The organism is Lysobacter defluvii IMMIB APB-9 = DSM 18482 (assembly GCF_000423325.1).
In the GTDB taxonomy this organism is placed as follows: Bacteria; Pseudomonadota; Gammaproteobacteria; order Xanthomonadales; family Xanthomonadaceae; genus Novilysobacter; species Novilysobacter defluvii.
Genome location: NZ_AUHT01000008.1, coordinates 92,892 through 112,487 on the forward strand (window position 1 = coordinate 92,892; position 19,596 = coordinate 112,487).

Genomic DNA, 19,596 nt, shown 5'->3' on the forward strand with positions numbered 1-19,596 from the left:
CACGGGCGTGAATCCCGAGGCACCATGGGCGGCCCGGTGCTTGAGCTTCGGCGCGCGGCCCCCAGATCCATGGGACCGGCCGTGAGAAGCCGAACGTCCCCGCAGGAGCCCGACATGCGCCAGTACAGCAAGAACCCCGACGCCATCGCCCGGCTCACCCCCGAGCAGTACCGCGTGACCCAGCAAAGCGGCACCGAGCCGCCGGGCACGGGCGAGTACCTGGACAACAGGGAGCCGGGGATCTACGTCGACATCGTCTCCGGCGAGCCGTTGTTCGCCTCGTCCGACAAGTTCGACGCCGGCTGTGGCTGGCCGAGCTTCACCAAGCCCATCGAACCGGCGAACATCGCCGAACTGCGCGACACCTCGCACGGGATGATCCGTACCGAGGTGCGCTCGGCCCACGGCGACAGCCACCTCGGCCACGTGTTCCCGGATGGGCCACGCGACCGCGGCGGCCTGCGCTACTGCATCAATTCGGCGGCCCTGCGCTTCATCCCGCGCGAGCGGATGGAAGCCGAGGGGTACGGCGACTACCTGGACCAGGTCGAGGACATCCGATGAAACACGAACGCGCAGTACTGGCAGGCGGCTGCTTCTGGGGCATGCAGGACCTGATCCGCAAGCAGCCGGGGGTGGTCTCCACGCGCGTGGGCTACAGCGGCGGCGACGTGCCCAACGCCACCTACCGCAACCATGGCACGCACGCCGAGTCGATCGAGGTCATCTTCGACCCGGAGGTGATGAGCTTCCGCGACCTGCTGGAGTTCTTCTTCCAGATGCACGACCCGACGACCGAGAACCGGCAGGGCAACGACATCGGCACGTCCTACCGCTCGGCGATCTTCTACACCTCGCCCGAGCAGAAGCGCGTGGCCGAGGAGACGATCGCCGACGTGGACGCCTCAGGCCTCTGGCCGGGCAAGGTGGTCACCCAGGTGGAGCCGGTCGGCGACTTCTGGGAAGCCGAACCCGAGCACCAGGACTACCTGGAGCGGCTGCCGGACGGCTACACCTGCCATTTCGTGCGCCCGGACTGGAAGCTGCCGCGGCGGGGTTGAGGCCGCCGGGGCAGCGTTCCCGGCCTGGCGTCAGCGCCGTGCCTGTGCGTGGACCTCGTCGGTGCGCCCGGCGCGCACCAGCGGGATGATCTGCCACAGCGCCGACAGGCCGACCAGCACGTAGACGATGCGCGACAGCGCCGCGTCCTGTCCGCCGAAGATGGCGGCCACCAGGTCGAACTGCGCGAGGCCCACCAGGCCCCAGTTGATGCCGCCGATGATCACCAGCACGAGCGTCACGAGGTTGAGCGTCTTCATGGTGCTTCCTGGGGCGGGACGAGGGGGTCGTCCTTCCCGGGCAGTGTCGCGAACGCGCGTATAGGCCGGGCGAAAGCCCTGCCGCGGCCCGAACGCGCGCAAAGAGAAAGGCGGCCTTCCGGCCGCCTTTTTCTTCAGACAGTTGGAGCGGATCAGTTGTTGTCGCGCAGCTCGCGATCGGCCTCCTCGATCTCCTGCTCGACCTCCTCGGCCGCGTCCTCCATGCGGTCGCCGATGCGCTCGGCATCCTGCTCCAGCGGGTCGGCGTACGGGTCGTTGACGTTGCCCATGGTGCGGGTGTCGTCGCGGCCGGCACGGTCGTACGCGTCGTCCTGCATGCGGCTGTCGTCGTTGATCGACGGATCCGCCGCGGCCGTCGTGGCCGGCAGCGGCTGGTCGTCCGCAGCGGTTTCCACGCTGTTGTCGGCGCAGGCCGCCAGCGCCAGGGTTCCGGTGAGTGCGATGGCCAGCGTCGGGATGCTCAGTCGATTCATCGTGTCCTCCTGTTGTCGGCACCGCCGGACGGGAGCCCGGCGGCCGCGCCAGGAACAACCTGGCATGGTGCGAGGCTGACAGCGCGACCGTTAAGGGCAGGCCAGACCCGGGTGAAGGGTGCGTCGCCGTTCAGGCACCCGGGGCCGGCGGGGCGGAGGCGGCCTCGCCCACGGCCTGCACCCAATCGGCGACGAGCGGCGCCAGGGGAGGGGCGACGCGCATCCTGCCGCGCTTGTGCTCGCCCGGCGGCAGGCCTTCCCCGCGCAGCATGAAGTGGTCCTCCCCCGGCAGCACCTGGAGCGTGAACGCGTGCGGGTTGTCCGCCGTTACCAGCTCCACCAGAGGTCCGGCGTTCTGCGCAATGGAAGTGAGGGTGTCGTGGCTCCCGTACACCGCGAGGGTCGGCAGGCGCACGGAGCGGAGCGCCGGCGTCGGGTCATGGGCCAGGAACGCGCGCATCCAGGGATCGGTCATGCGGCTGGCGAAGTTGGCGATGTCGCCCTCGGCGCGGGCGGTGGCCTCATCGACGCCCACTACGGCGAACAGGCGCACCGCGAGCTGCTCCAGCGGTTCGGCAGGAGCGCCGTCGATCGAGAGCCGGGCCGCCTCCTCGAGCAGCGCACGTCCCTCGGCGATCCGGTCGGGCTGGCCTTCCAGTGCCTGGGCCACGCCGGCAGCCTGCTGATCGACCCACACCTCGCGGCCGCTGCGCGCGGGGGCCCCGATCAGCACCAGGAACTCCACGCCGGGTTCATCGGCCAGTTCCGCCGCGATCATCGCTCCCTCGCTGTGGCCGAGGAGGCCCAGCCGTGCGTCCGGAACCTCTTCGCGGACCCACTGGACCACCGCGCGGGTGTCCTCGACGCGATCCAGCGTGGTGGACTCCATCGCCTTGGGTCCCGTGGACGCCCCGCTGCCGCGCGAGTCGACCCTCAGCGTCGCGATTCCGGCCTGCTGCAACCGGGCGGCCAGGTCGCTGAAGATCGGCGTGCCCGAGATCACCTGGTCGCGCGTGTGGTTGCCGGTGCCCGTGATCATCACCAGCAGCGGAGGCGCGGTGGTGTGGTCGGGGGTCAACAGTGTCCCGGCCAGCGTGACCGCCGGATCCGCGGTGGCGATGGTCACCTCGCGCTCTGCGGCCGCGGCGGGCAGCAGGGCAGTGCACAACAGGGTCGTGGCTACGGCGGTCAGCAGGCGCATGGTTGGTTTCCGCGGAAGATGCCGCGATTGTTCGATGCCAGTGCGGCCCCTCCGCAGTGACGGAAGTCACGTTCCAGGGTGCATTCTCCTCCGCCTGTTCAGGAAGCGCGGAGCGCCTCCACCAGCTCGACCGCCGCCGCCATCGCAAAGGGCAGCACGGTCCCGTGCCCCTCGCCCTCGAACAGCTCGAACCGGCAGTCGAGGCCCCGGGAGCGCAACAGCTCGGCGAACAGGCTCGCGTTGTCGACCATGTGCGGCTCGCCCAGCGTTGCCGCCGCGTCCTCGCCCGCGACGCTAGCCGGGCGCTCGGGCCCCACGCGCTGCTCCTCCGATCCCACCGTCACCAGCACGCGCGCGCCGGCCGCATGGCTCCAGTCGGCGCTGCGCGCCGCGTCGAGGATGCGCGCGTCGTCCCACCAGATCGACGGACTGGCGGCAACGTACCCCGCGAACGTGCCTGCCCCCGTCATCAGTGCGTGCAGCGCGAACAGCCCGCTGAGCGAATGCCCGACCAGCACCTGCCTGCGTGGATCGACCGGAAGCATGTCGACTGCCCGGGGCTGCAGGGTGTCCACCAGCAGTTCGAGGAAGCCCCCGCAGTCACCATCATGGCCCCACTCCCCGCCGCCACGCGGTCCGGGAACCTCGCTGGCGGCGGCCAGGGTGAAATCACGCCTCCGCCGCCCCTGGTCGACCGGTCCCTCGCCTTCCCAGCCGATGCCCACCACCGCAATGGAGTCGGCCGACCCGGACTCGTCCAGCGCATGCCGCATCGGTGCCCAGGTGGTGGGCGCGTCCAGCAGCCAGACCAGCGGGAACCCGCCGGGCGGCGGATCCGCATCCGGGACGTGGAACTGCAGCGCGTGGTCGCTGCCGGTCTCGAGGACGGGAGGCGTTTGCATCGGCAGGAGCATCGGCGCCGCGCCGTGAACGCGCCGCTTAACGATCGCCAACAATCACCGCCCGCCTGCCACGGAGGCGCTTGGATTGCAAGCCGGAGCGCATATCTGTTGGGACAGGAGCGGACACGCCGCTCAGCGCAACGGAAACGAGGTAATGCACATGAGCCAGACCAGCATGCAGCGGGGCAACCAGTGGCCCCGCCCCCAGGACCCCATGGGCCAACTGTTCGACCGCCTGTTCGACGGCAGCCTGTTCGGTGACAACTCCAGCGACGAGTCCGCCGTGGTGACCAGCCAGTGGGTGCCGCGGGTGGACATCAAGGAAGAGAACGACCGCTTCGTGCTCTTCGCGGACATCCCCGGCGTGGACCCCGCCGACATCGAGATCCAGATGGACAAGGGCCTGCTCACCATCAAGGGCGAGCGGATGGGCGTTGCCAAGCAGGAGGGCGAGCGCTTCTCCCGTATCGAACGCCGCCATGGCGTATTCCACCGCCGCTTCGCGCTGCCCGACAGCGCCGATCCGGACGGCATCACCGCCCACGGCGAGAACGGCGTGCTGGAGATCGTGATCCCCAAGCGCCCGGAGACCACGCCGCGCCGCATCCAGGTGGGTGCCCGCAAGGCCGGGTAAGCCGCCGGGCATGCGCGACGCGGCGCTTGCCCCGATATCGAGCGACCAGAGGCCCGCCGGCTCACCGCCGGCGGGTTTTTTGCTGCGCGCGTTTACGAGGCGGTAACCGCCGCCCGCCCAGCATGGACCTCCATCCGCACAGGAGACCGCCATGGCCAACGCGCATTCCACGCCGGGCGACCCGAAGTCCCGGCTCACCCAGCGAGCCCCGGACACGCCGCCCAACGACGACCGCGCCGATACCGGGCGCGACACGGGACTGGAGGGCGGGCGCGACGCAGCGACCACGCACCTGGGGACCACCAGTGGAGGCGAGCGGGCATCGGCCGGGCAGGCCGATCCCAACCGCTCGTCGCGCGACCACGGCAACTCGCTGCAGGAACAGGATCCTTTACGCGAGAATCGGTGACATGAAGACCGTTCTGATCACCGGTGCCAACCGCGGCATCGGTCTCGCGCTTACCCGTCACTACCTCGATCGCGGCGACAAGGTGATCGCCGTCTGCCGTGATGCGGGGGACGCGTTGCCGTCCACCGGTGCCCGGGTGGAAAGCGGGGTCGACGTGACCGATGCCGGGGCCGTCGCCGCGCTCGCGCGCCGGCTGGAGGGCGTCGAGCTGGACGTGTTGCTGCTCAACGCAGGGGTACTCACGCGAGAGTCGCTCGGGAGCATCGACGAGGCCGGCTTCGAGGCCATGCGCCGCCAGTTCGAGGTGAACACGATCGCTCCACTGCGCGTGGCCCAGGCCCTGCTGCCGCGGCTGCGGGAAGGTTCGAAGATCGCGATCATCACCAGCCGGATGGGGTCGATGACCGACAACGGCTCGGGCGGCTCGTACGGATACCGCGCGTCCAAGGCGGCGGTGAACGCGGTCGGCAAGTCGCTCTCGGTGGACCTGGCGCCGCGGGGGATCGCGGTCCTGCTGCTGCACCCCGGCTATGTCGCGACCGACATGGTGGGCAACAGGGGCGACGTGCAGCCCTCCGAGGCCGCCGCCGGCCTGGTGGAGCGGATCGATGAGCTCGGGATGGAGGACACCGGCAGTTTCTGGCACGCAAAGGGCGATCCGCTGCCCTGGTGACAAGTACGCGTGCAACACAGTGTTGCGTGACAGTCGGTAGTCCCGTTTGTTAGGGTTCTGCGATCGCCGCGCCCTGATGCCGACGCTGCCGCGACTGGCGGCGCCCGGGGCGCTCCCGGCGTAGACGAACCCAGCTGACCCGTGCGTGGTGCCCCGTGCACCGCCAGGCGCCCTTTCTTTCTCGCGCGTCGCTCGACCACTGCAGTCGATTCCCGGCCGGTTTGTCTGCGTCATGCAGGCAGTCCGTGCCTGCCGTAACCGGAGGAATCACTGTCCGTGGACGGCTTTTCGTTCTACCAGCTCCAGACCCCGACCGTGCTGCTGCTGTTGCTGGCGTTCTATGGCGGCACGTTCCTGTTGTCCATGCGCATCGGGCGCAAGAGCGAGAACGTCGACGGCTACATGAACTCCACCGGCGCGGTCGGCTTCGGCGTTTCCGCCGCCAGCATGACCGCCACCTGGATCTGGGCGGCCTCGTTCTATGCCGCGGCCACGTCGGGTTACAAGTACGGCATCTCCGGGCCGATCCACTACGGCCTGTGGGGGGCGCTGATGATCCTGTTCATCTACCCCTTCGGCCGCCGCTTCCGCGCCCTCGCGCCGGAGGCGCACACCCTCGCCGAGATCATCCAGGCCCGCCACGGCCGCTCCAGCCAGATGATCCTGGCCGGGTCCAACATCGTCGGCAGCGTCATCAGCCTGATGGCCAACTTCACCGCCGCCGGCGCGCTGGTGGCGATGCTCTCGCCGCTGGAGTTCGTGCACGGCGTGCTGATCGCCGGCCTCGGCACCCTGGCCTACACCCTGTGGTCCGGCTTCCGCGCCTCGATCCTGACCGACGTGGTGCAGGTCGCGGCGATGCTGGGCGCGGCGGCGATCATCATCCCGATGGTGTTCTTCAACGCCGGCGGCACCGAGGTGATCAGCCAGGGCTGGGACCGCTTCACCGCCGAGCAGGCGACGCTGTTCTCGAAGACCGCGTTCCTGGAGCAGGGCGCGCCGTACTTCGCGGCGGTGCTGGCCTACGCGATCGGCAACCAGACCATCGCGCAGCGCCTGTTCGCCGTGCGCGAGGACCTGATCAAGCCGACCTTCGTCGCCGCGACGGTGTCGTACGGCGCCACGGTGATCGGCCTGGGCATGATCGGCGTGGTGGCGCTGATGGTCGGCATGGAGCCGGCGGGCGGCGACTACAACAACCTGATCCCGCAGATGGCCTCGACCTACCTGGGCCCGGTGCTGATCGGCGTGTTCTTCATCATGGTGATCGGCTCGCTGTCCTCGACCGCGGACTCGGACCTGGCGGCGCTGTCGTCGATCGTGATGACCGATATCTACGGTCGCAACATCGCCCGTGGGCGCGCCAACCCGAAGGTCATGCTGTGGGTGGGCCGCATCACCATGATCGTGGCCACCATGGCGGGGCTGATCTTCGCCAGCTACCGGATCGACATCCTCTCGCTGCTGGTGTTCGTCGGCGCGCTGTGGGGCTCGATCGTGTTCCCGGTGATCGGCAGCCTGTACTGGGGCCGGATCACCAACCGCGCGTTCACCACCTCGGTGCTGGTGTCGCTGGTGGTGTTCTGCGCGGCGCGCTTCGAGCTGATCCCGCTGGTGGGCGTCAGCGCGCTTCTGCTCGAGCTGTTCGCGACCATCGGCGCGGGTGTGGTGCTGGGGCTGATGGCGTTCGGATTCTTCGGCCTGCGCGCCGGCCTGGTGGTCGGCATCGGCGCGGCCCTGGGGCTGATGCCGTTCACGCTCGGCTTCCTGCGTGACTACACCGTCCTGCTGAGCTCGCTCAACGCCTATGGCGTGAGCACCACCATCTGCGTGCTGATGAGCCTGCGCAGCAGCGAGGACTTCGACTTCCGGCTCATCCGGCGCCGCGTGACCAACTTCCACGACGAAGACGCCGATGACGAGGTGCTGGAAATGGAGGGCGCCGGCCAGCCGGGCCGCGCCTGATACAGGAAAGGAGGAGTGGCATGAAAGACATCCTGATGATGGGTTACATCCTGGTCTGGCCGACCGTGGTCGCCGTGATGATGTTCCTCATGGGCCGCGGGATCCTGCGCGACATGCGCAAGGCCCGGCGCAACGGGGAAGACCTGGTCTGAGGCGGATGATCGCGTCGCCCTGACGCAACCGGTGCGAGGCTTGGCGCGAACCCGCAACAACGGAGGATCGCCATGACTGGCCAGGACAGGAAACCGGACACCGGAGCGGACACGCAGCGCGGCCAAGGGGGATATCCCGACGACGCGTATTCTGGCGGCGTCGCCAGCGGCCAGAAGCAGGGGCTGCGCCAGCCCGACGACGACAAGCGCGTCGAGGACGCGCTGGACACCGTCAGGCTGCGCGACAGCGGCGCCGCGGTGGAGGACCAGAACCGCGACAAGCACAGCAAGGGCGTGCGGGGCGGCTTCGACGACTCCGTCGACGGCGGGGCCGGGGACGGTCCGGTGAGCGACGGGGACGTCGCGAGCTCGCCCCGCGATACCTGACCGCACGGCCCGGCCTCAAGGCTTTGCCGGAACGGTCGTTACTGCACGGGAGGGGGTCCCGATGGGGCGTGGCAGGAGGCGTGCGTGCGGCCGGTAAGCGCGGAAGAGGTCGAGATCGGGAAACCGCTGCCGTGGTCGGTGTACGACCGCGGCGGCAAGCTCCTGTTCGCGCAGGGCATGGTGGTCGCGGGCGAGGCGCACCGCGCCATCGTGCTCGAGCGCGGAATGGTGGTGCCGGAGTCGGCCAGCAGCGGCGGCCAGATGGCGCCGTCGATGGAGGAACTGCTTGGCACGCCCGCCAGCGCGACCGGCGAGGGCGCCGGCGACCCCGACGAAGCCGAAGGGGACGATGACGCGGAGCCAGCCGCGGAGGCGCAGCCTGCCCCCGAGCCGCCCGCCGAACCCCTTCCACCGGTATTCGCCACCCTGCAGCGCATGCGGGTCGAGCTCGAGCGACTGCATACGGCGATCGCCGAGTGCCGGGGCGAGGACCTCGCGTTGCAGGTGCTGGACATGGCGATCCGCCTGCGCGCGCTGGTGGCACGCGACGCCGACGCGGCGCTGGCGGCGATGCAGCTGGAGGTGGCCGAGGACGACGGCCACAGCGCACGCCTGCTCCACGCCGCCGCCCTGTGCCAGGTCATGGTGCAGGCACTGGAGTGGGACGAGGACGAGTCGCTGTCGCTGCTCGCCGCGGCGCTGACCTTCGACGTGGCGCTGGCGCCGATGTCGGCCGCGCTCAACCGCCAGGAATCGGCACTCACGCCGGACCAGCGGGCGATCGTCGACGCACACGCGCAGTTGGGGGTGGAGCTGCTGCAGGTCGCCGGAGTGGACGACCCGGTCTGGCTGGAGGCGATCGCCAACCACCATGAGCGCCTGGATGGCAGCGGTTACCCGCGTGGCCTGCAGGGCAACGAGATCTGCCGCGGCGCGCGGCTGCTGGCGATCGTCGACATCTACTCCGCGATGGTGCGGCCCCGGGCGTGGCGCGAAGCGGTGCATGCCCGCCACGCCCTGCGCAGCCTGTTCCTGGAGCGTGGGCGGCTGGTGGACGAGACGCTGGCAACGCGGCTGGTGCGCGAGATCGGCGTGTTTCCGCCCGGGACCCCGGTGCAGCTGGCCAACGGCGAGGTCGGCGTGGTCTGGCGCCGCGGGAGCAATGCCACCCACCCGGTGGTCGCACGCCTGGTGAACGCGAACGGCACCCTCGCCGCCATCGCGACCCGGCGCGACACGTCGCTGGAGGGGTTCGCCATCACCGGCGCGGTGCCGCCGCAGAAGTACCAGCTGCTCGTCGCCGGCGCCGGCCGGCTGTGGGAATAGCCGCCGCGCCCGGGGCACGGCAGGCCGGCTACTCGCCGGCGTCCACGTGGCCCTCGGTATCCGGCGCCGGGGTGAGGTAGTACGGCTCCACCGTTCCCTTCACCTTCATGGTCATCGGCTGCCCCCGGCGGTCCAGCGCCCGCCCTGCCGCCACCCGCACCCAGCCTTCGCTGACGCAGTACTCCTCGACGTTGGTGCGTTCCTGCCCGTTGAAGCGGATCCCGATCCCGCGGGCGAGGAGCTCCGGGTGGTGGTGCGGGCTGCGTGGGTCGTTGGACAGGCGGTCGGGCGGGGTGTCGTTCGGGGTGTCGGTCATGGCGGTCGGGTTGCTCGTTTTTCATGAACGGAGGACTGGCGCCCTGACCCGGGCACTTGCGGCAGGGTCCGGCGCACCCTATTGTGCAGGTCGCTGCTTGCCAGGGTCACCGTGAACCGTGGCCCGATGCCGCAGATCCCACGATCCGCATCATCGTTGCACCTCGCTTGTTCCTTGCAACCAGCACCACCGCCGCACCAATGCGGCATTCGACACCCGTTACAAGGATCAAGAAAGATGTCCAATCGCGAAACCGGAACCGTCAAGTGGTTCAACGATGCCAAGGGCTTTGGCTTCATCAGCCGTGAGAACGGCGAGGACGTGTTCGTCCACTTCCGCGCCATCCAGGGCACCGGCTTCAAGTCGCTGCAGGAAGGCCAGAAGGTCAGCTTCACCGTGACCCAGGGCCAGAAGGGCCTGCAGGCCGACGCCGTCGAAGCGATGTAAGACGCCTTCGCCGCGCCGCCTGGCGGCGCCCGAAGACAGGAAAACCCGGCTCCGGCCGGGTTTTTCCGTTTCCGCCACCCGTTTTCCGCCGGGTCAGGGCGGGTCCAGGCGCTCGATCCGGACGATCTGGTCGAGCCAGAACTCGCGCTGGGTGGCGCCGACCGGGTCCATCGCCGGGTCCACCAGGCGGACGGTTGCGTTGGTTCCCTCCTCCCCGTCGGGGCCGAAGAACACCTGCGCCTGCGGCCGGGCGCTGACCGTGCCTTGCTGCACGTCGCCGTCCCGCAGCGTCAATCGGACGAACGCGCCCTCGCACAGCTCCCGGATCTGCCCGCGCAGGTGCTCGATGTCCTCGGGGCGGGTGAACACGCGCTCGGCGGTGGGGTTCATGGAGATTCCTCGTGATCGGGCCTGCCACCGATGCTCCCGCGGAGGGCGGCAACCGGCGGTGAAAGGTTCGACGCGCGCGTCACGCGGGGCTTCCAATACTGGATCGCCCGCACGGCGCAGGAGCTTCCATGGCCCGCCCCATCTGGTCCGGCACCCTCACCTTCGGGCTGCTCAACATCCCCGTGTCGCTGATGGCCGGCGAGCGCAAGACCGACATCTCCTTCCGGATGCTGGACTCGCGCAACAAGCGGCCGATCCGCTACGAGCGGGTCAATTCGGAGACCGGCGAGGAGGTGGCCTGGAAGGACATCGTCAAGGCCTTCGAGTACGACAAGGGCAGCTACGTCGTGCTCGAGCCGGACGACATCAAGTCCGCCGCCCCGGAGAGCCACGACGCGATCGAGGTCGAGGCGTTCGTCGACGTGGAGGAGATCGGCCCGCAGTACTTCGAGAAGCCGTACGTGCTGGTGCCGGCCAAGAAGGCCGAGAAGGGCTATGTCCTGCTGCGCGAGGCGCTCGAGCGCACCGGCAGGATCGGCATCGCCCGGGTGGTCATCCGCACCCGCGAGCACCTGTGCGCGGTGATGCCGCAGGGGAGCGCGCTGATGCTGATGATGATGCGCTACCCGCAGGAACTGGTGGACGTGGGCGAGTACCGGCTTCCGGAGGGCGAGAGCCGTGACTACCGGATCACCGAGAAGGAACTAGAGTTCTCGGAGCAGCTGATCCAGACCATGACCGGGGAGTGGACGCCGGAGGACTACCGCGACGAGTTCCGCGAACGCCTGCAGGACGTGATCAGCAAGCGCATGAAGGAAAGCGGGGTAGTGTCCGCCGCCGAGCAGGAGCCGGAGGTGCACGACCACGCGGCGACCAACGTCGTCGACTTCATGGAGCTGCTGCAGCAGAGCATCAGCAAGAAGCAGCGCACGCCGGCGAAGAAGCAGGCGGACGCGAAATCCGGCGATGGTGACGGCGGGAAGGCAAAGCCGGCGGCGAAGAAGCCTGCGAAGAAGGCGGCGAAGAAGAGCGCGAAGAAGACCGCCGCCAAGTCGGCGGGCAAGGCGGCCAAGTCCGCGACCAAGAAGAAGGCCGCCAGGAAGAAGGCGGCCTGACCCGTGCCCGCGCGCGCCAGGCTCACCAGCCCGGACAAGCTGGTCTATCCGGGCAAGGGGATCACCAAGCAGCAGGTGGCGGACTACTACCGCGCGATCGCCGGCCGGCTGCTGCCGGAGGTGGCCCGGCGGCCGCTGTCGATGCTGCGCTGCCCGGACGGCGTGGCGGGTACCTGCTTCTTCCAGAAACACCACGCCGACGCCCTGGGCGGGGCGGTGCACGCGGTGCCGATCCGCGAGAAGGACGGCGGGTCGGAGGACTACGTCTACATCGAGGACGTCGACGGCCTGCTGGACCTGGTCCAGATGAACGTGCTGGAGCTCCACCCGTGGGGCTCGCGCATCGACGACATCGAGCGCCCGGACCGGCTGGTCTTCGACCTGGACCCGGGGGAGGGCGTGGACTGGAACGCCATCAAGGCTGCCGCCCGTGAGGTGCGCGACCGGCTGGGCGAAGCGGGTCTGGAGAGCTTCCTGCGCCTGTCCGGTGGCAAGGGGTTGCACGTGGTCGTGCCGATCGCGCCGGGTCCGGACTGGGCGACCGCGAAAGCGTTCTGCGAGGCGTTCGCCCATGCGCTGGCGCAGCGCGCGCCCGACCGCTACGTGGCGACCGCCTCCAAGGCGAAGCGCAAGGGCGTGGTCTTCATCGACTGGCTGCGCAACGGACGCGGTGCGACCAGCGTCGCGAGCTGGTCACTGCGGGCGCGCGAGGCGGCGGGCGTGGCCGTGCCCCTGCGCTGGGACGAGCTGGGGCGGGCGAAGTCCGGTTCGGACTATGACCTGCCGCGCGCACTGCGCCGCGCCGCGAGCCTGAAGCGGGACCCATGGGAGGGCTTGGAGGAGGCCGGCCGGCAGCAGCTGCCGGGCCTGGACGCCGGCTAGACCGCCGAACGCGGCCGGCGGACACGAAGAAGGCGCCCGGAGGCGCCTTCTCCTGGAAGGGTCAAGGGGAGACTACTCCTCCTCCTCTTCCTCCATGCCGCGGCCCATCTGGCTCCGGCCGGAGTGCTGGCCGTGGTCCTGGCCCACGTTCTGCCGGCCCTGCTCGTACTGGCCGCGGGTCTGGCGGCCCTGCTGCTGGCCCTCGCCGAACTGGCCCTGGTCCTGGTCCTGACGGTTTCGATTGTTCGCCATGTCGTTCCTCCTCGGATGGTTCCGTGTGGAGCGCGCTCGGGTGCATTGCCTTCGCGTCGCAGGCACAGGTTCCCGCAGCGCGCGTAAGAGGTGCGCGAAATCGGAGTAAAGCCGTTTCCGCCCGACTGAACCGCTCAGCCCGGCTTCACGGTGCGGCGTCGCTCCGGCAGGGAGCATTCCCGTGGACCCTCGACCCGGAACCATCCGCATGCCTGCACTCCGCCCTTCCACCCTCGCCACCTGCCTTGTCCTCCTGCTCCCGTTTGCCGCGGGGCACGTCCATGCGGCCTCACAGGAGTCAGGTGAACAGCCGACCGAGGCGCAGGACCAAGCCACCAGCGGGCAGGATTTCGCCGCCGTCGTGAACGGCTGGGACGAGGCCGGCACCGTGGACGCCGATGCGCCGGCGGCGGCGATCCTGCGCGCACAGGTGCTGCTGGAGCGCGCGCGCTTCTCGCCCGGCGAGATCGACGGCGGCTGGGGCGGCAACACCGCGCGTGCGATCGAGGGCTTCCAGCAGCGCCACGGACTGGAGGTCACCGGCGTGGTCGACGCCCCCACCCGGGAAAAGCTGGGCCTCGACACCGCCGCGCCGCTGCTGGCCTACACGCTCACGGCGGCCGACGTGGAAGGCCCGTTCGTGGACATCCCCGAAGACATGGAGGCGAAGGCCGGCCTGGACCGGCTCGGCTACTCCTCCGCCCTGGAGGCGCTTGGGGAGAAGTTCCACGCCAGTCCCGACCTGCTGCGCCGCCTCAACCCCGACGCGGAACTGGAGGCGGGCGCGCGCTGGTGGGTCCCCAACGTCGTGGACGTGGAGCTGCCCAAGGGCGAGAAGATCGTGGTCGACAGGTCCGACTCCGTGGTGCGGCTGCTCGATGGCGACGGGACCGTGCTGGGCCAGTGGCCGGCGACGATGGGCAGCGAGCACGACCCGCTGCCGATCGGCGAGTGGACGGTCGATGCGGTCGCCGAGGACCCGGTCTTCTACTACAACCCCGACCTGTTCTGGGACGCCGACCCGGAGCATGCCAAGGCGGAGATCGCGCCCGGTCCGAACAGCCCGGTGGGCACGGTGTGGATCGACCTGTCCAAGGAGCACTACGGCATCCACGGCACGCCCGAGCCGGCGAACGTGGGGAAGACCGCCTCGCACGGCTGCATCCGCATGACCAACTGGAGCGCGCTGGCGCTCGCCCGGGCGATCTCACCGGGCACGGTCGTGGTGCTGCAGGAGTAGGCGGTGGGGCGCGGCGGACGGGTCTTCGCCGGCGTGCTGCTGTTCGCAGCCGGCGTACTGGTGGGGGCCAATGCGGTCTACTTCTGGATGACCCGCGACCGGCCGGACGCGGCCGCGGCGCTGGTGTTCGAACGCGAGCAGGCGCAGCACGGCGAGGCTTCCCTCCCTCGGGGTGCGGGCACGGGGGCAGGCGGCACCGTGGACCCGGCCGCGACAGCGGGCCGCCCGGAACCGGGGGAGGCCGACGCCTATACGGAGCCCGGCGTGCCCGCCGAACCCGGTTCCGGCACTGCGCCACCGCCGCGTGCAGGAGCCGCGGACGTACGCGGCTCGGTGTCGCCCCCGGCAACCGGGCGCGCCACCCCCAACACGGCCGGCCTCATCGTCCCGGTCCAGGGCGTTGCCCCCGACGCCCTTGAGGACACCTTCCGCGACGCCCGCGGGGACGACCGCAGCCACGAAGCGCTCGACATCATGGCGCCGCGCGGCACGCCGGTCCTCGCGGTCGCCGACGGCCACATCGAGAAGCTGTTCGACAGCAAGCCCGGCGGGCTGACGATCTACCAGTTCGATCCCGCCGGCCGCCACGCCTACTACTACGCCCACCTGGACCGCTACGCGCCGGGGCTGGAGGAGGGGGACGCGGTGGAGCAGGGGCAGGTGATCGGCTACGTCGGGAGCACCGGGAATGCCAGCGACGACGCCCCGCACCTGCACTTCGCGATCTTCGAACTGGGGCCCGAGAAGCGCTGGTGGGAGGGCACCGCCGTCAATCCATACCCGCTGCTCGCCGGCCGTTAGCCGCGGCTGCGACCGCGACCCGGCGAGGGACGCGACCGCCATGGCGCCGTCCTCAATCCAGCAGCGGCTCCAGCGCGGCCCACACGTGGTCACGCAGCCGTGGCTGCACCTCGGCCACCGGATGCAGGTTGTCGGACTGGTAGGCGTCGGCGTCCAGCGCGATCGGCTCCAGCAGGAACGGCAGCAGGGCCACGTCGAAGCGTTCGGCCAGTACGGTGTAGTTCCCGGCGAAGGCCCGGGTGTACTCCGCGCCGAGGTTGGGCGGCATCTGCATGCCCACCAGCAGCACCCGCGCCCCGGCGCCATGCGCGGCGCCGATCATGTACGCCAGGTTGGCCGCGGTCTGTTGCGTGGGCAGGCCGCGCAGCCCGTCGTTGGCGCCCAGGGCGATCACCACGACCTCCGGCCGGTGCCGTGCCAGCGCGTCGACGATCCGCGATCGACCCCCCGCGGTGGTCTCGCCGCTGATGCTGGCATTCACCACGTCCCAGCGCGGCTGGCGCGCGGCGAGGCGTTCGGCCATCAGCGCGACCCAGCCGTCGGCGGCCGCCATTCCGTACGCGGCCGACAGCGAGTCGCCCATCACCAGTACCGTCGGGGCGCCGTCGCCCGGTGTGCGATCCTGCGCGGCCGCCAGCCGCGGCCAGGCCAGCAACAGGGCCAGCATCAAGCCAATGGCACATTGTGCCGCCAGCGCCGGGCCGGCAACCCTGTTGGCGGCACGAGCGCCGCCGGTGCGACTGCGTTGCTGCATCACCTTCCTCCATACAAGCCTCGCAATGATGACCGATCCCGCTGCTTCCTCCCTGTCCACGCCCGCGGCCGCCGCCCCGATGCTGGAGGTCGACTCCCTGGGCAAGCAGGTGCAGTTGCCCGGCGGGCCGCTCACCATCCTGGAGGACGTGCACTTCGCCATCGGGCGCGGGGAGACGGTGGCGATCGTCGGCGCGTCCGGTTCCGGCAAGAGCACGCTGTTGTCGCTGATGGCCGGGCTGGACGTGCCGAGCAGCGGCCGGGTGCTGCTCGACGGGCGCGAGCTCTCCTCGCTGGACGAGGACGGCCGGGCGCGGGTGCGCGGGGAAAAGGTCGGCTTCGTGTTCCAGAACTTCCAGCTGCTGCCGTCGCTGACCGCGCTGGAGAACGTGATGCTGCCGCTGGAGCTGCGCGGTGACCGCGAGGTCGAGGAACCGGCGCGGCGCATTCTGGGCGAGGTCGGGCTGGGCCAGCGGCTCGGCCACTATCCGCGCCAGCTGTCCGGGGGGGAGCAGCAACGGGTCGCCCTCGCGCGCGCGTTCGTGACCGCGCCGGCCCTGCTGTTCGCCGACGAGCCGACCGGCAACCTCGACAGCCACACCGGCGAGGCCATCATCGAGCTGCTGTTCCAGCTCAACGCCGACGCCGGCACGACCCTGGTGCTGGTCACGCACGACGAGCACCTGGCAGCGCGCTGCCATCACCGGCTGCGGCTGGACGCAGGCCGGCTGGTCGAAGACGGCGTCGCGGCATGAGCGGCGCGCCCGGGACCTGGCGCGGCCTGGGGGCCGCGGGCGTGCTGCGCGCGGCGTGGCGGCAGACCCGCCGCGACCTGAAGGCGGGCGAGGTGCGGATCCTGCTCGCCGCGCTGGTGCTGGCGGTGCTCGCCGTGACCACGATCGGCTTCGTCACCGACCGCGCCCAGCGCGCGCTGGCCATGGAGGCCAACCAGCTGCTGGGCGGCGATGCGGTGGTGAGTTCGGAGCGGCCGATCGAAGGCGCGATCGCCGAGGCGGCCAACGCGACGGGCCTGCGCCAGGCGCGTACCGTGGAACTCAACAGCATGATCCGGGCCGGCCGTGGCGAGTCCGCGCGCCTGCAGCTGGGCGAGCTCGCCGCCCTCGGCGAAGGCTTCCCCCTTCGGGGTGCGTACCGCGTGGTCGGCGCGGACGGCCGCGAGACCGCGGCCGGATCGGTCCCGTCCCCCGGCACCGCCTGGCTCAGCCGCGCCGGCGCGCAGACCCTGGGCGCGTCGGTTGGCGACACCGTGTCGGTGGGCGAGCTGGAACTGCAGCTCGCCGCGCTGGTGACCGCCGAACCGGACGCCGCGCTGGATTACTTCAACGTCGCCCCGAGGGTGTTCCTGAACCTGGCCGACCTGCCGGCGACGGGGCTGGTGCAGGAAGGCAGCCGGATGCGCCACCGCCTGGTGGTGGCCGGTGATGCGGCCGCGGTCGAGCGGTTCACCGCCACCGCGAAGGAAGCGCTTGGCCCGCGGCAGCGGATCGAGACCATCGCCGATGCGCGCCCGGAAGTACGCTCGGCGCTGGATCGTGCCGGGCGCTTCCTGCGCCTGTCGGCGCTGGTGTCGGTGCTGCTGGCGGCCGTTGCCGTGGCCATGGCGGCGCGCCAGCACAGCGAGCGGCACCTGTCGGGGGCGGCGGTGATGCGCTGCCTGGGCACCAGCCAGGCGACGCTGGCCGGGATCCACCTGGGCGGGCTGGTGATGCTCGGGCTGCTGGCCGGGACGGTCGGGGTGGTGCTCGCCTTCGTCCTGCAGTGGGCGGTCGGCTTCTGGCTGGCGCCGGTGCTGGGACTGGAGATCCCGCCGGCGGGCTGGCAGCCGGCGCTGGCCGGCTACGGCGTCGGGCTGCTGGTGCTGATGGCGTTTGGCGCGCCGCCGGTGCTGGCGCTGCGCAGGGTGCCGGCGCTGCGGGTGATCCGCCGCGACCTGGACGTGGCCGAACCCTCGGCGTGGCTGGTGGCCCTCGCCGGGCTGGGCGGACTGGCGGCCCTGCTGTGGTGGCAGGCCGGATCGGTGGTGGTCGGCACCGCGATGCTGGCCGGGTTCGCCGCCGCCTTCCTGGTGCTGGCGCTGCTGGCCTGGGGGCTGGTCCTGCTGGTGCGGGCCCTGCGCACTCGCCTGCGGGGCCCGTTGCGGTACGGGCTCGCCAACCTCGGCCGCCGCCCGGCCACCAGCATCGCCCAGGTCGCCTCGCTGGGGCTGGGCCTGATGGCGCTGTTGCTGCTGACCTTCGTGCGCACCGACCTGCTCGACCGCTGGCAGCTGCAACTGGCCGAGGAAGCGCCCAACCGCTTCATCATCAACGTGCAGGACGACCAGGTCGGGCCCGTCCGCGAGTTCATCGCCGGGCAGGGCGTCGGCGAGCCGGTGCTGTTCCCGATGGTCCGGGCGCGGCTCGCCGCGCACAACGGCGAGGCGGTCCGCGTCCCGGAAACCCCCGCCTCCGGGATCGAGGATCCGGAGGAGCGGCGTGCCCGCCGCCGGGCCACGCGCGAGTTCAACCTCTCCACCGACGGCCCGCTGCGCGACGACAACCGCGTGGTCGCCGGCGAGTACTGGGGCGAGCGCGTGCCGGCATCCCCCGAGATCTCGGTGGAGGCCGGCTATGCCGAGTCACTGGACTGGGAGCTGGGCGACCGGATCACCTTCGACATCGCCGGCCAGCGACTGGAGGCGACGCTGACCAGCCTGCGCGAGGTCGACTGGGAGAGCTTCCGCCCGAACTTCTTCGTGCTGGTCTCACCCGGCGCGCTGGACGGGTACCCGGCCAGCCACATCACCGCAGTGAGCGTGCCCCCGGAACAGTCCGGCTTCACCGGCGCGCTGGTGGAGCGCTTCCCGAACCTGACCGTCATCGACATCGACGCGGTGCTGGAGCAGGTGCGCGGCACCGCCGACCAGGTCTCGACCGTGGTCGAGGTGGTGTTCTGGTTCTCGATCGCCGCCGGCGTGCTGGTGCTGATGGCGGCGGTCACGGCCAGCCAGGACGAGCGGCTGCGCGAGGGCGGGGTGATGCGCACCCTGGGCGCCAGCCGGTGGCAGCTGCGGATGGCCCAGGCCTCCGAGTTTGCGGCGATCGGTCTGCTGTCCGGGCTGGTCGCGGCATTCGCCGCCTCCGCCCTGGCCGGCGTGCTCTCGACCCGGGCATTCGACCTGCCGTGGGAGCCGGACTGGGGCATGGCCGCGGCCGGCGCGCTGGCCGGGCTGGTGGCGGCGCTGGTGGCCGGGCTGCTGGCCACCCGGCGGGTGCTGGACGCCCCGCCGTCGGTGGTGCTGCGGGAGCTGGACGCGTAGCGCTCAGCGGGCGTCCACGCCGCGGACGACCTCCTCGGCGTTGAAGCGGCGCGCGTAGTCGCGCTCGTCGGCGATGCGTTCCGCTTCCTCGTCGGGAAGCCCGGGGGCGGCGTAGACCGCGTAGGCGATGTCGCCGTTGCTGCGGCCGACCTGGTACAGCCGGTAGCGCGGCTGGCCGCCGCCAGTGTTCTCCGGGTAATGGATCGGCGGCTCGCCGTCCATGTCCAGCTCGCTGTTGTCGATCGTCCCGCCGACGAAGAGTGCGCGCATGGCGTGCTCCTGAAATGGACCCGGCACCAGCGTGGCCGCGACCACGTTGGCGGCCGATGAAGCCGGTGTTGCCGGCGCGGCAAGGGCTCAGCCGTAGCGCTTCTGGCAGTGGCCGCAGGCGAAGGCGCGGCGCTGCTTCTTCCCCAGCTCCGCGTGGTACTCCAGCTTGCGTCCGCATCGCGGACACTCGGTGCGCGTGTGCACCTGGTAGTGCTTCTTGCGCTCGATGCCGGCGCGGCTGTTGCCGCCGACCTCGCGCACGGTACGACCGCTGAACTTTTCCGCCTGCTGGCGCAGGATGACGAGGGAAGGGCCTTCGGGCATGGGCGCAGCCTGCCGGGGCGCGGGT

The 19,596-nt window shown here is 70.8% G+C and carries 25 protein-coding genes and 1 pseudogene; 16 read left to right on the forward strand and 10 right to left on the reverse strand.

What is annotated here, in order from left to right; translation table 11 throughout:
- Positions 1-114 precede the first annotated feature (114 nt).
- The gene (gene msrB, locus G545_RS0108300; protein ID WP_027069969.1) at positions 115-564 is read left to right on the forward strand and encodes a peptide-methionine (R)-S-oxide reductase MsrB; all 450 of its coding nucleotides are present in this window, start codon (positions 115-117) and stop codon (positions 562-564) included.
- A complete protein-coding gene (msrA, locus tag G545_RS0108305; protein ID WP_027069970.1) occupies positions 561-1,061 on the forward strand; it encodes a peptide-methionine (S)-S-oxide reductase MsrA in 501 nt (166 codons plus the stop codon). The genes msrB and msrA overlap by 4 nt, the downstream gene beginning before the upstream one ends.
- 30 nt (positions 1,062-1,091) lie before the next feature.
- Here the strand turns inward: msrA and G545_RS0108310 are convergent, their stop codons facing one another.
- From G545_RS0108310 to G545_RS0108325, 4 genes are all read right to left on the reverse strand, one after another.
- Entirely contained in the window at positions 1,092-1,319 is a 228-nt protein-coding gene (locus G545_RS0108310) for a DUF378 domain-containing protein (protein ID WP_027069971.1), read from the reverse strand.
- Positions 1,320-1,471: 152 nt separating this feature from the next.
- Complete coding sequence (locus G545_RS0108315; protein ID WP_027069972.1) at positions 1,472-1,813, reverse strand: hypothetical protein; 342 nt, start codon at positions 1,811-1,813, stop codon at positions 1,472-1,474.
- Positions 1,814-1,943: 130 nt separating this feature from the next.
- Positions 1,944-3,014 carry an alpha/beta hydrolase gene (locus G545_RS0108320; protein ID WP_027069973.1) on the reverse strand — a complete coding sequence of 357 codons (1,071 nt, stop codon included), beginning with the start codon at positions 3,012-3,014 and terminating at the stop codon, positions 1,944-1,946.
- Between the two features lie 98 nt (positions 3,015-3,112).
- Positions 3,113-3,916 carry an alpha/beta hydrolase gene (locus G545_RS0108325; protein WP_161625781.1) on the reverse strand — a complete coding sequence of 268 codons (804 nt, stop codon included), beginning with the start codon at positions 3,914-3,916 and terminating at the stop codon, positions 3,113-3,115.
- A gap of 175 nt (positions 3,917-4,091) precedes the next feature.
- Here G545_RS0108325 and G545_RS0108330 point away from each other — a divergent pair, with 175 nt between their 5' ends.
- The 7 genes from G545_RS0108330 to G545_RS0108360 all read left to right on the forward strand — a co-directional run bounded on the left by G545_RS0108330 (position 4,092) and on the right by G545_RS0108360 (position 9,462).
- A complete protein-coding gene (locus G545_RS0108330) occupies positions 4,092-4,550 on the forward strand; it encodes an Hsp20/alpha crystallin family protein (protein WP_027069975.1) in 459 nt (152 codons plus the stop codon).
- 151 nt (positions 4,551-4,701) lie between these two features.
- Complete coding sequence (locus tag G545_RS0108335) at positions 4,702-4,959, forward strand: hypothetical protein (RefSeq protein ID WP_027069976.1); 258 nt, start codon at positions 4,702-4,704, stop codon at positions 4,957-4,959.
- Position 4,960: 1 nt separating this feature from the next.
- The gene (locus G545_RS0108340) at positions 4,961-5,632 is read left to right on the forward strand and encodes an SDR family oxidoreductase (protein WP_027069977.1); all 672 of its coding nucleotides are present in this window, start codon (positions 4,961-4,963) and stop codon (positions 5,630-5,632) included.
- Between the two features lie 276 nt (positions 5,633-5,908).
- Entirely contained in the window at positions 5,909-7,597 is a 1,689-nt protein-coding gene (locus G545_RS14155) for a sodium:solute symporter family protein (protein WP_052106628.1), read from the forward strand.
- A 20-nt stretch (positions 7,598-7,617) separates the two neighbouring features.
- On the forward strand, positions 7,618-7,749 hold the full coding sequence (locus tag G545_RS15855) for a putative transporter small subunit (protein WP_027069978.1): 132 nt from the start codon (positions 7,618-7,620) through the stop codon (positions 7,747-7,749).
- A gap of 72 nt (positions 7,750-7,821) precedes the next feature.
- Positions 7,822-8,136: a hypothetical protein gene (locus tag G545_RS0108355; RefSeq protein WP_027069979.1), complete on the forward strand. Its 315-nt coding sequence runs from the start codon at positions 7,822-7,824 to the stop codon at positions 8,134-8,136.
- Positions 8,137-8,220: 84 nt separating this feature from the next.
- The gene (locus tag G545_RS0108360) at positions 8,221-9,462 is read left to right on the forward strand and encodes an HD-GYP domain-containing protein (RefSeq protein ID WP_027069980.1); all 1,242 of its coding nucleotides are present in this window, start codon (positions 8,221-8,223) and stop codon (positions 9,460-9,462) included.
- Positions 9,463-9,490: 28 nt separating this feature from the next.
- On the opposite strand, the gene G545_RS0108365 is transcribed toward G545_RS0108360, so the two are convergent.
- Positions 9,491-9,778, reverse strand: a complete 288-nt coding sequence (locus tag G545_RS0108365; protein WP_027069981.1) for a DUF3297 family protein — start codon at positions 9,776-9,778, stop codon at positions 9,491-9,493.
- Positions 9,779-10,015: 237 nt separating this feature from the next.
- On the opposite strand from G545_RS0108365, the gene G545_RS0108370 reads away from it, so the two are divergent.
- The gene (locus G545_RS0108370) at positions 10,016-10,225 is read left to right on the forward strand and encodes a cold-shock protein (protein ID WP_027069982.1); all 210 of its coding nucleotides are present in this window, start codon (positions 10,016-10,018) and stop codon (positions 10,223-10,225) included.
- Positions 10,226-10,318: 93 nt separating this feature from the next.
- On the opposite strand, the gene G545_RS14160 is transcribed toward G545_RS0108370, so the two are convergent.
- Positions 10,319-10,615, reverse strand: a complete 297-nt coding sequence (locus tag G545_RS14160; protein WP_052106627.1) for a DUF3247 family protein — start codon at positions 10,613-10,615, stop codon at positions 10,319-10,321.
- 128 nt (positions 10,616-10,743) lie between these two features.
- On the opposite strand from G545_RS14160, the gene ku reads away from it, so the two are divergent.
- A complete protein-coding gene (gene ku / locus G545_RS0108380; RefSeq protein WP_027069983.1) occupies positions 10,744-11,730 on the forward strand; it encodes a non-homologous end joining protein Ku in 987 nt (328 codons plus the stop codon).
- Between the two features lie 21 nt (positions 11,731-11,751).
- A pseudogene (gene ligD, locus G545_RS0108385) lies at positions 11,752-12,612 on the forward strand (non-homologous end-joining DNA ligase); the annotation flags it as partial.
- Positions 12,613-12,684: 72 nt separating this feature from the next.
- Here the strand turns inward: ligD and G545_RS0108390 are convergent.
- Positions 12,685-12,864 (reverse strand): hypothetical protein, encoded by a 180-nt coding sequence (locus G545_RS0108390; RefSeq protein ID WP_027069985.1) that lies wholly within the window; start codon positions 12,862-12,864, stop codon positions 12,685-12,687.
- A 208-nt stretch (positions 12,865-13,072) separates the two neighbouring features.
- On the opposite strand from G545_RS0108390, the gene G545_RS0108395 reads away from it, so the two are divergent.
- Both G545_RS0108395 and G545_RS0108400 read left to right on the forward strand, forming a co-directional pair.
- Entirely contained in the window at positions 13,073-14,104 is a 1,032-nt protein-coding gene (locus tag G545_RS0108395; protein ID WP_027069986.1) for a L,D-transpeptidase family protein, read from the forward strand.
- A gap of 3 nt (positions 14,105-14,107) precedes the next feature.
- Positions 14,108-14,905 carry a M23 family metallopeptidase gene (locus tag G545_RS0108400; RefSeq protein ID WP_231553180.1) on the forward strand — a complete coding sequence of 266 codons (798 nt, stop codon included), beginning with the start codon at positions 14,108-14,110 and terminating at the stop codon, positions 14,903-14,905.
- A gap of 52 nt (positions 14,906-14,957) precedes the next feature.
- Here the strand turns inward: G545_RS0108400 and G545_RS0108405 are convergent, their stop codons facing one another.
- Positions 14,958-15,659, reverse strand: coding sequence for an arylesterase (locus tag G545_RS0108405; protein WP_027069988.1), 702 nt, complete (start codon positions 15,657-15,659; stop codon positions 14,958-14,960).
- Between the two features lie 28 nt (positions 15,660-15,687).
- Between G545_RS0108405 and G545_RS0108410 the strand changes: the two genes are divergently transcribed.
- Together G545_RS0108410 and G545_RS16060 are read left to right on the forward strand one after the other, a co-directional pair.
- Entirely contained in the window at positions 15,688-16,413 is a 726-nt protein-coding gene (locus tag G545_RS0108410; protein ID WP_081677826.1) for an ABC transporter ATP-binding protein, read from the forward strand.
- Complete coding sequence (locus G545_RS16060; protein ID WP_052347298.1) at positions 16,410-18,977, forward strand: ABC transporter permease; 2,568 nt, start codon at positions 16,410-16,412, stop codon at positions 18,975-18,977. Before G545_RS0108410 ends, G545_RS16060 begins: the two co-directional genes overlap by 4 nt.
- Positions 18,978-18,980: 3 nt before the next feature.
- Here G545_RS16060 and G545_RS0108420 read toward each other — a convergent pair whose 3' ends face one another.
- A complete protein-coding gene (locus tag G545_RS0108420) occupies positions 18,981-19,247 on the reverse strand; it encodes a hypothetical protein (protein WP_027069991.1) in 267 nt (88 codons plus the stop codon).
- A gap of 87 nt (positions 19,248-19,334) precedes the next feature.
- On the reverse strand, positions 19,335-19,571 hold the full coding sequence (locus G545_RS16120; protein ID WP_027069992.1) for a hypothetical protein: 237 nt from the start codon (positions 19,569-19,571) through the stop codon (positions 19,335-19,337).
- Positions 19,572-19,596: the final 25 nt, after the last annotated feature.

Excerpts from the sequence above, each read along its gene's own strand:
- msrB (WP_027069969.1), top strand. The coding sequence starts at position 115 with ATGCGCCAGTACAGCAAGAACCCCGACGCCATCGCCCGGCTCACCCCC.
- msrA (WP_027069970.1), top strand. The coding sequence starts at position 561 with ATGAAACACGAACGCGCAGTACTGGCAGGCGGCTGCTTCTGGGGCATG.
- G545_RS0108310 (WP_027069971.1), bottom strand. The coding sequence starts at position 1,319 with ATGAAGACGCTCAACCTCGTGACGCTCGTGCTGGTGATCATCGGCGGC.
- G545_RS0108315 (WP_027069972.1), bottom strand. The coding sequence starts at position 1,813 with ATGAATCGACTGAGCATCCCGACGCTGGCCATCGCACTCACCGGAACC.
- G545_RS0108320 (WP_027069973.1), bottom strand. The coding sequence starts at position 3,014 with ATGCGCCTGCTGACCGCCGTAGCCACGACCCTGTTGTGCACTGCCCTG.
- G545_RS0108325 (WP_161625781.1), bottom strand. The coding sequence starts at position 3,916 with ATGCAAACGCCTCCCGTCCTCGAGACCGGCAGCGACCACGCGCTGCAG.
- G545_RS0108330 (WP_027069975.1), top strand. The coding sequence starts at position 4,092 with ATGCAGCGGGGCAACCAGTGGCCCCGCCCCCAGGACCCCATGGGCCAA.
- G545_RS0108335 (WP_027069976.1), top strand. The coding sequence starts at position 4,702 with ATGGCCAACGCGCATTCCACGCCGGGCGACCCGAAGTCCCGGCTCACC.
- G545_RS0108340 (WP_027069977.1), top strand. The coding sequence starts at position 4,961 with ATGAAGACCGTTCTGATCACCGGTGCCAACCGCGGCATCGGTCTCGCG.
- G545_RS15855 (WP_027069978.1), top strand. The coding sequence starts at position 7,618 with ATGAAAGACATCCTGATGATGGGTTACATCCTGGTCTGGCCGACCGTG.
- G545_RS0108355 (WP_027069979.1), top strand. The coding sequence starts at position 7,822 with ATGACTGGCCAGGACAGGAAACCGGACACCGGAGCGGACACGCAGCGC.
- G545_RS0108365 (WP_027069981.1), bottom strand. The coding sequence starts at position 9,778 with ATGACCGACACCCCGAACGACACCCCGCCCGACCGCCTGTCCAACGAC.
- G545_RS0108370 (WP_027069982.1), top strand. The coding sequence starts at position 10,016 with ATGTCCAATCGCGAAACCGGAACCGTCAAGTGGTTCAACGATGCCAAG.
- G545_RS14160 (WP_052106627.1), bottom strand. The coding sequence starts at position 10,615 with ATGAACCCCACCGCCGAGCGCGTGTTCACCCGCCCCGAGGACATCGAG.
- ku (WP_027069983.1), top strand. The coding sequence starts at position 10,744 with ATGGCCCGCCCCATCTGGTCCGGCACCCTCACCTTCGGGCTGCTCAAC.
- G545_RS0108390 (WP_027069985.1), bottom strand. The coding sequence starts at position 12,864 with ATGGCGAACAATCGAAACCGTCAGGACCAGGACCAGGGCCAGTTCGGC.
- G545_RS0108395 (WP_027069986.1), top strand. The coding sequence starts at position 13,073 with ATGCCTGCACTCCGCCCTTCCACCCTCGCCACCTGCCTTGTCCTCCTG.
- G545_RS0108405 (WP_027069988.1), bottom strand. The coding sequence starts at position 15,659 with ATGCAGCAACGCAGTCGCACCGGCGGCGCTCGTGCCGCCAACAGGGTT.
- G545_RS0108410 (WP_081677826.1), top strand. The coding sequence starts at position 15,688 with ATGACCGATCCCGCTGCTTCCTCCCTGTCCACGCCCGCGGCCGCCGCC.
- G545_RS16060 (WP_052347298.1), top strand. The coding sequence starts at position 16,410 with ATGAGCGGCGCGCCCGGGACCTGGCGCGGCCTGGGGGCCGCGGGCGTG.
- G545_RS0108420 (WP_027069991.1), bottom strand. The coding sequence starts at position 19,247 with ATGCGCGCACTCTTCGTCGGCGGGACGATCGACAACAGCGAGCTGGAC.
- G545_RS16120 (WP_027069992.1), bottom strand. The coding sequence starts at position 19,571 with ATGCCCGAAGGCCCTTCCCTCGTCATCCTGCGCCAGCAGGCGGAAAAG.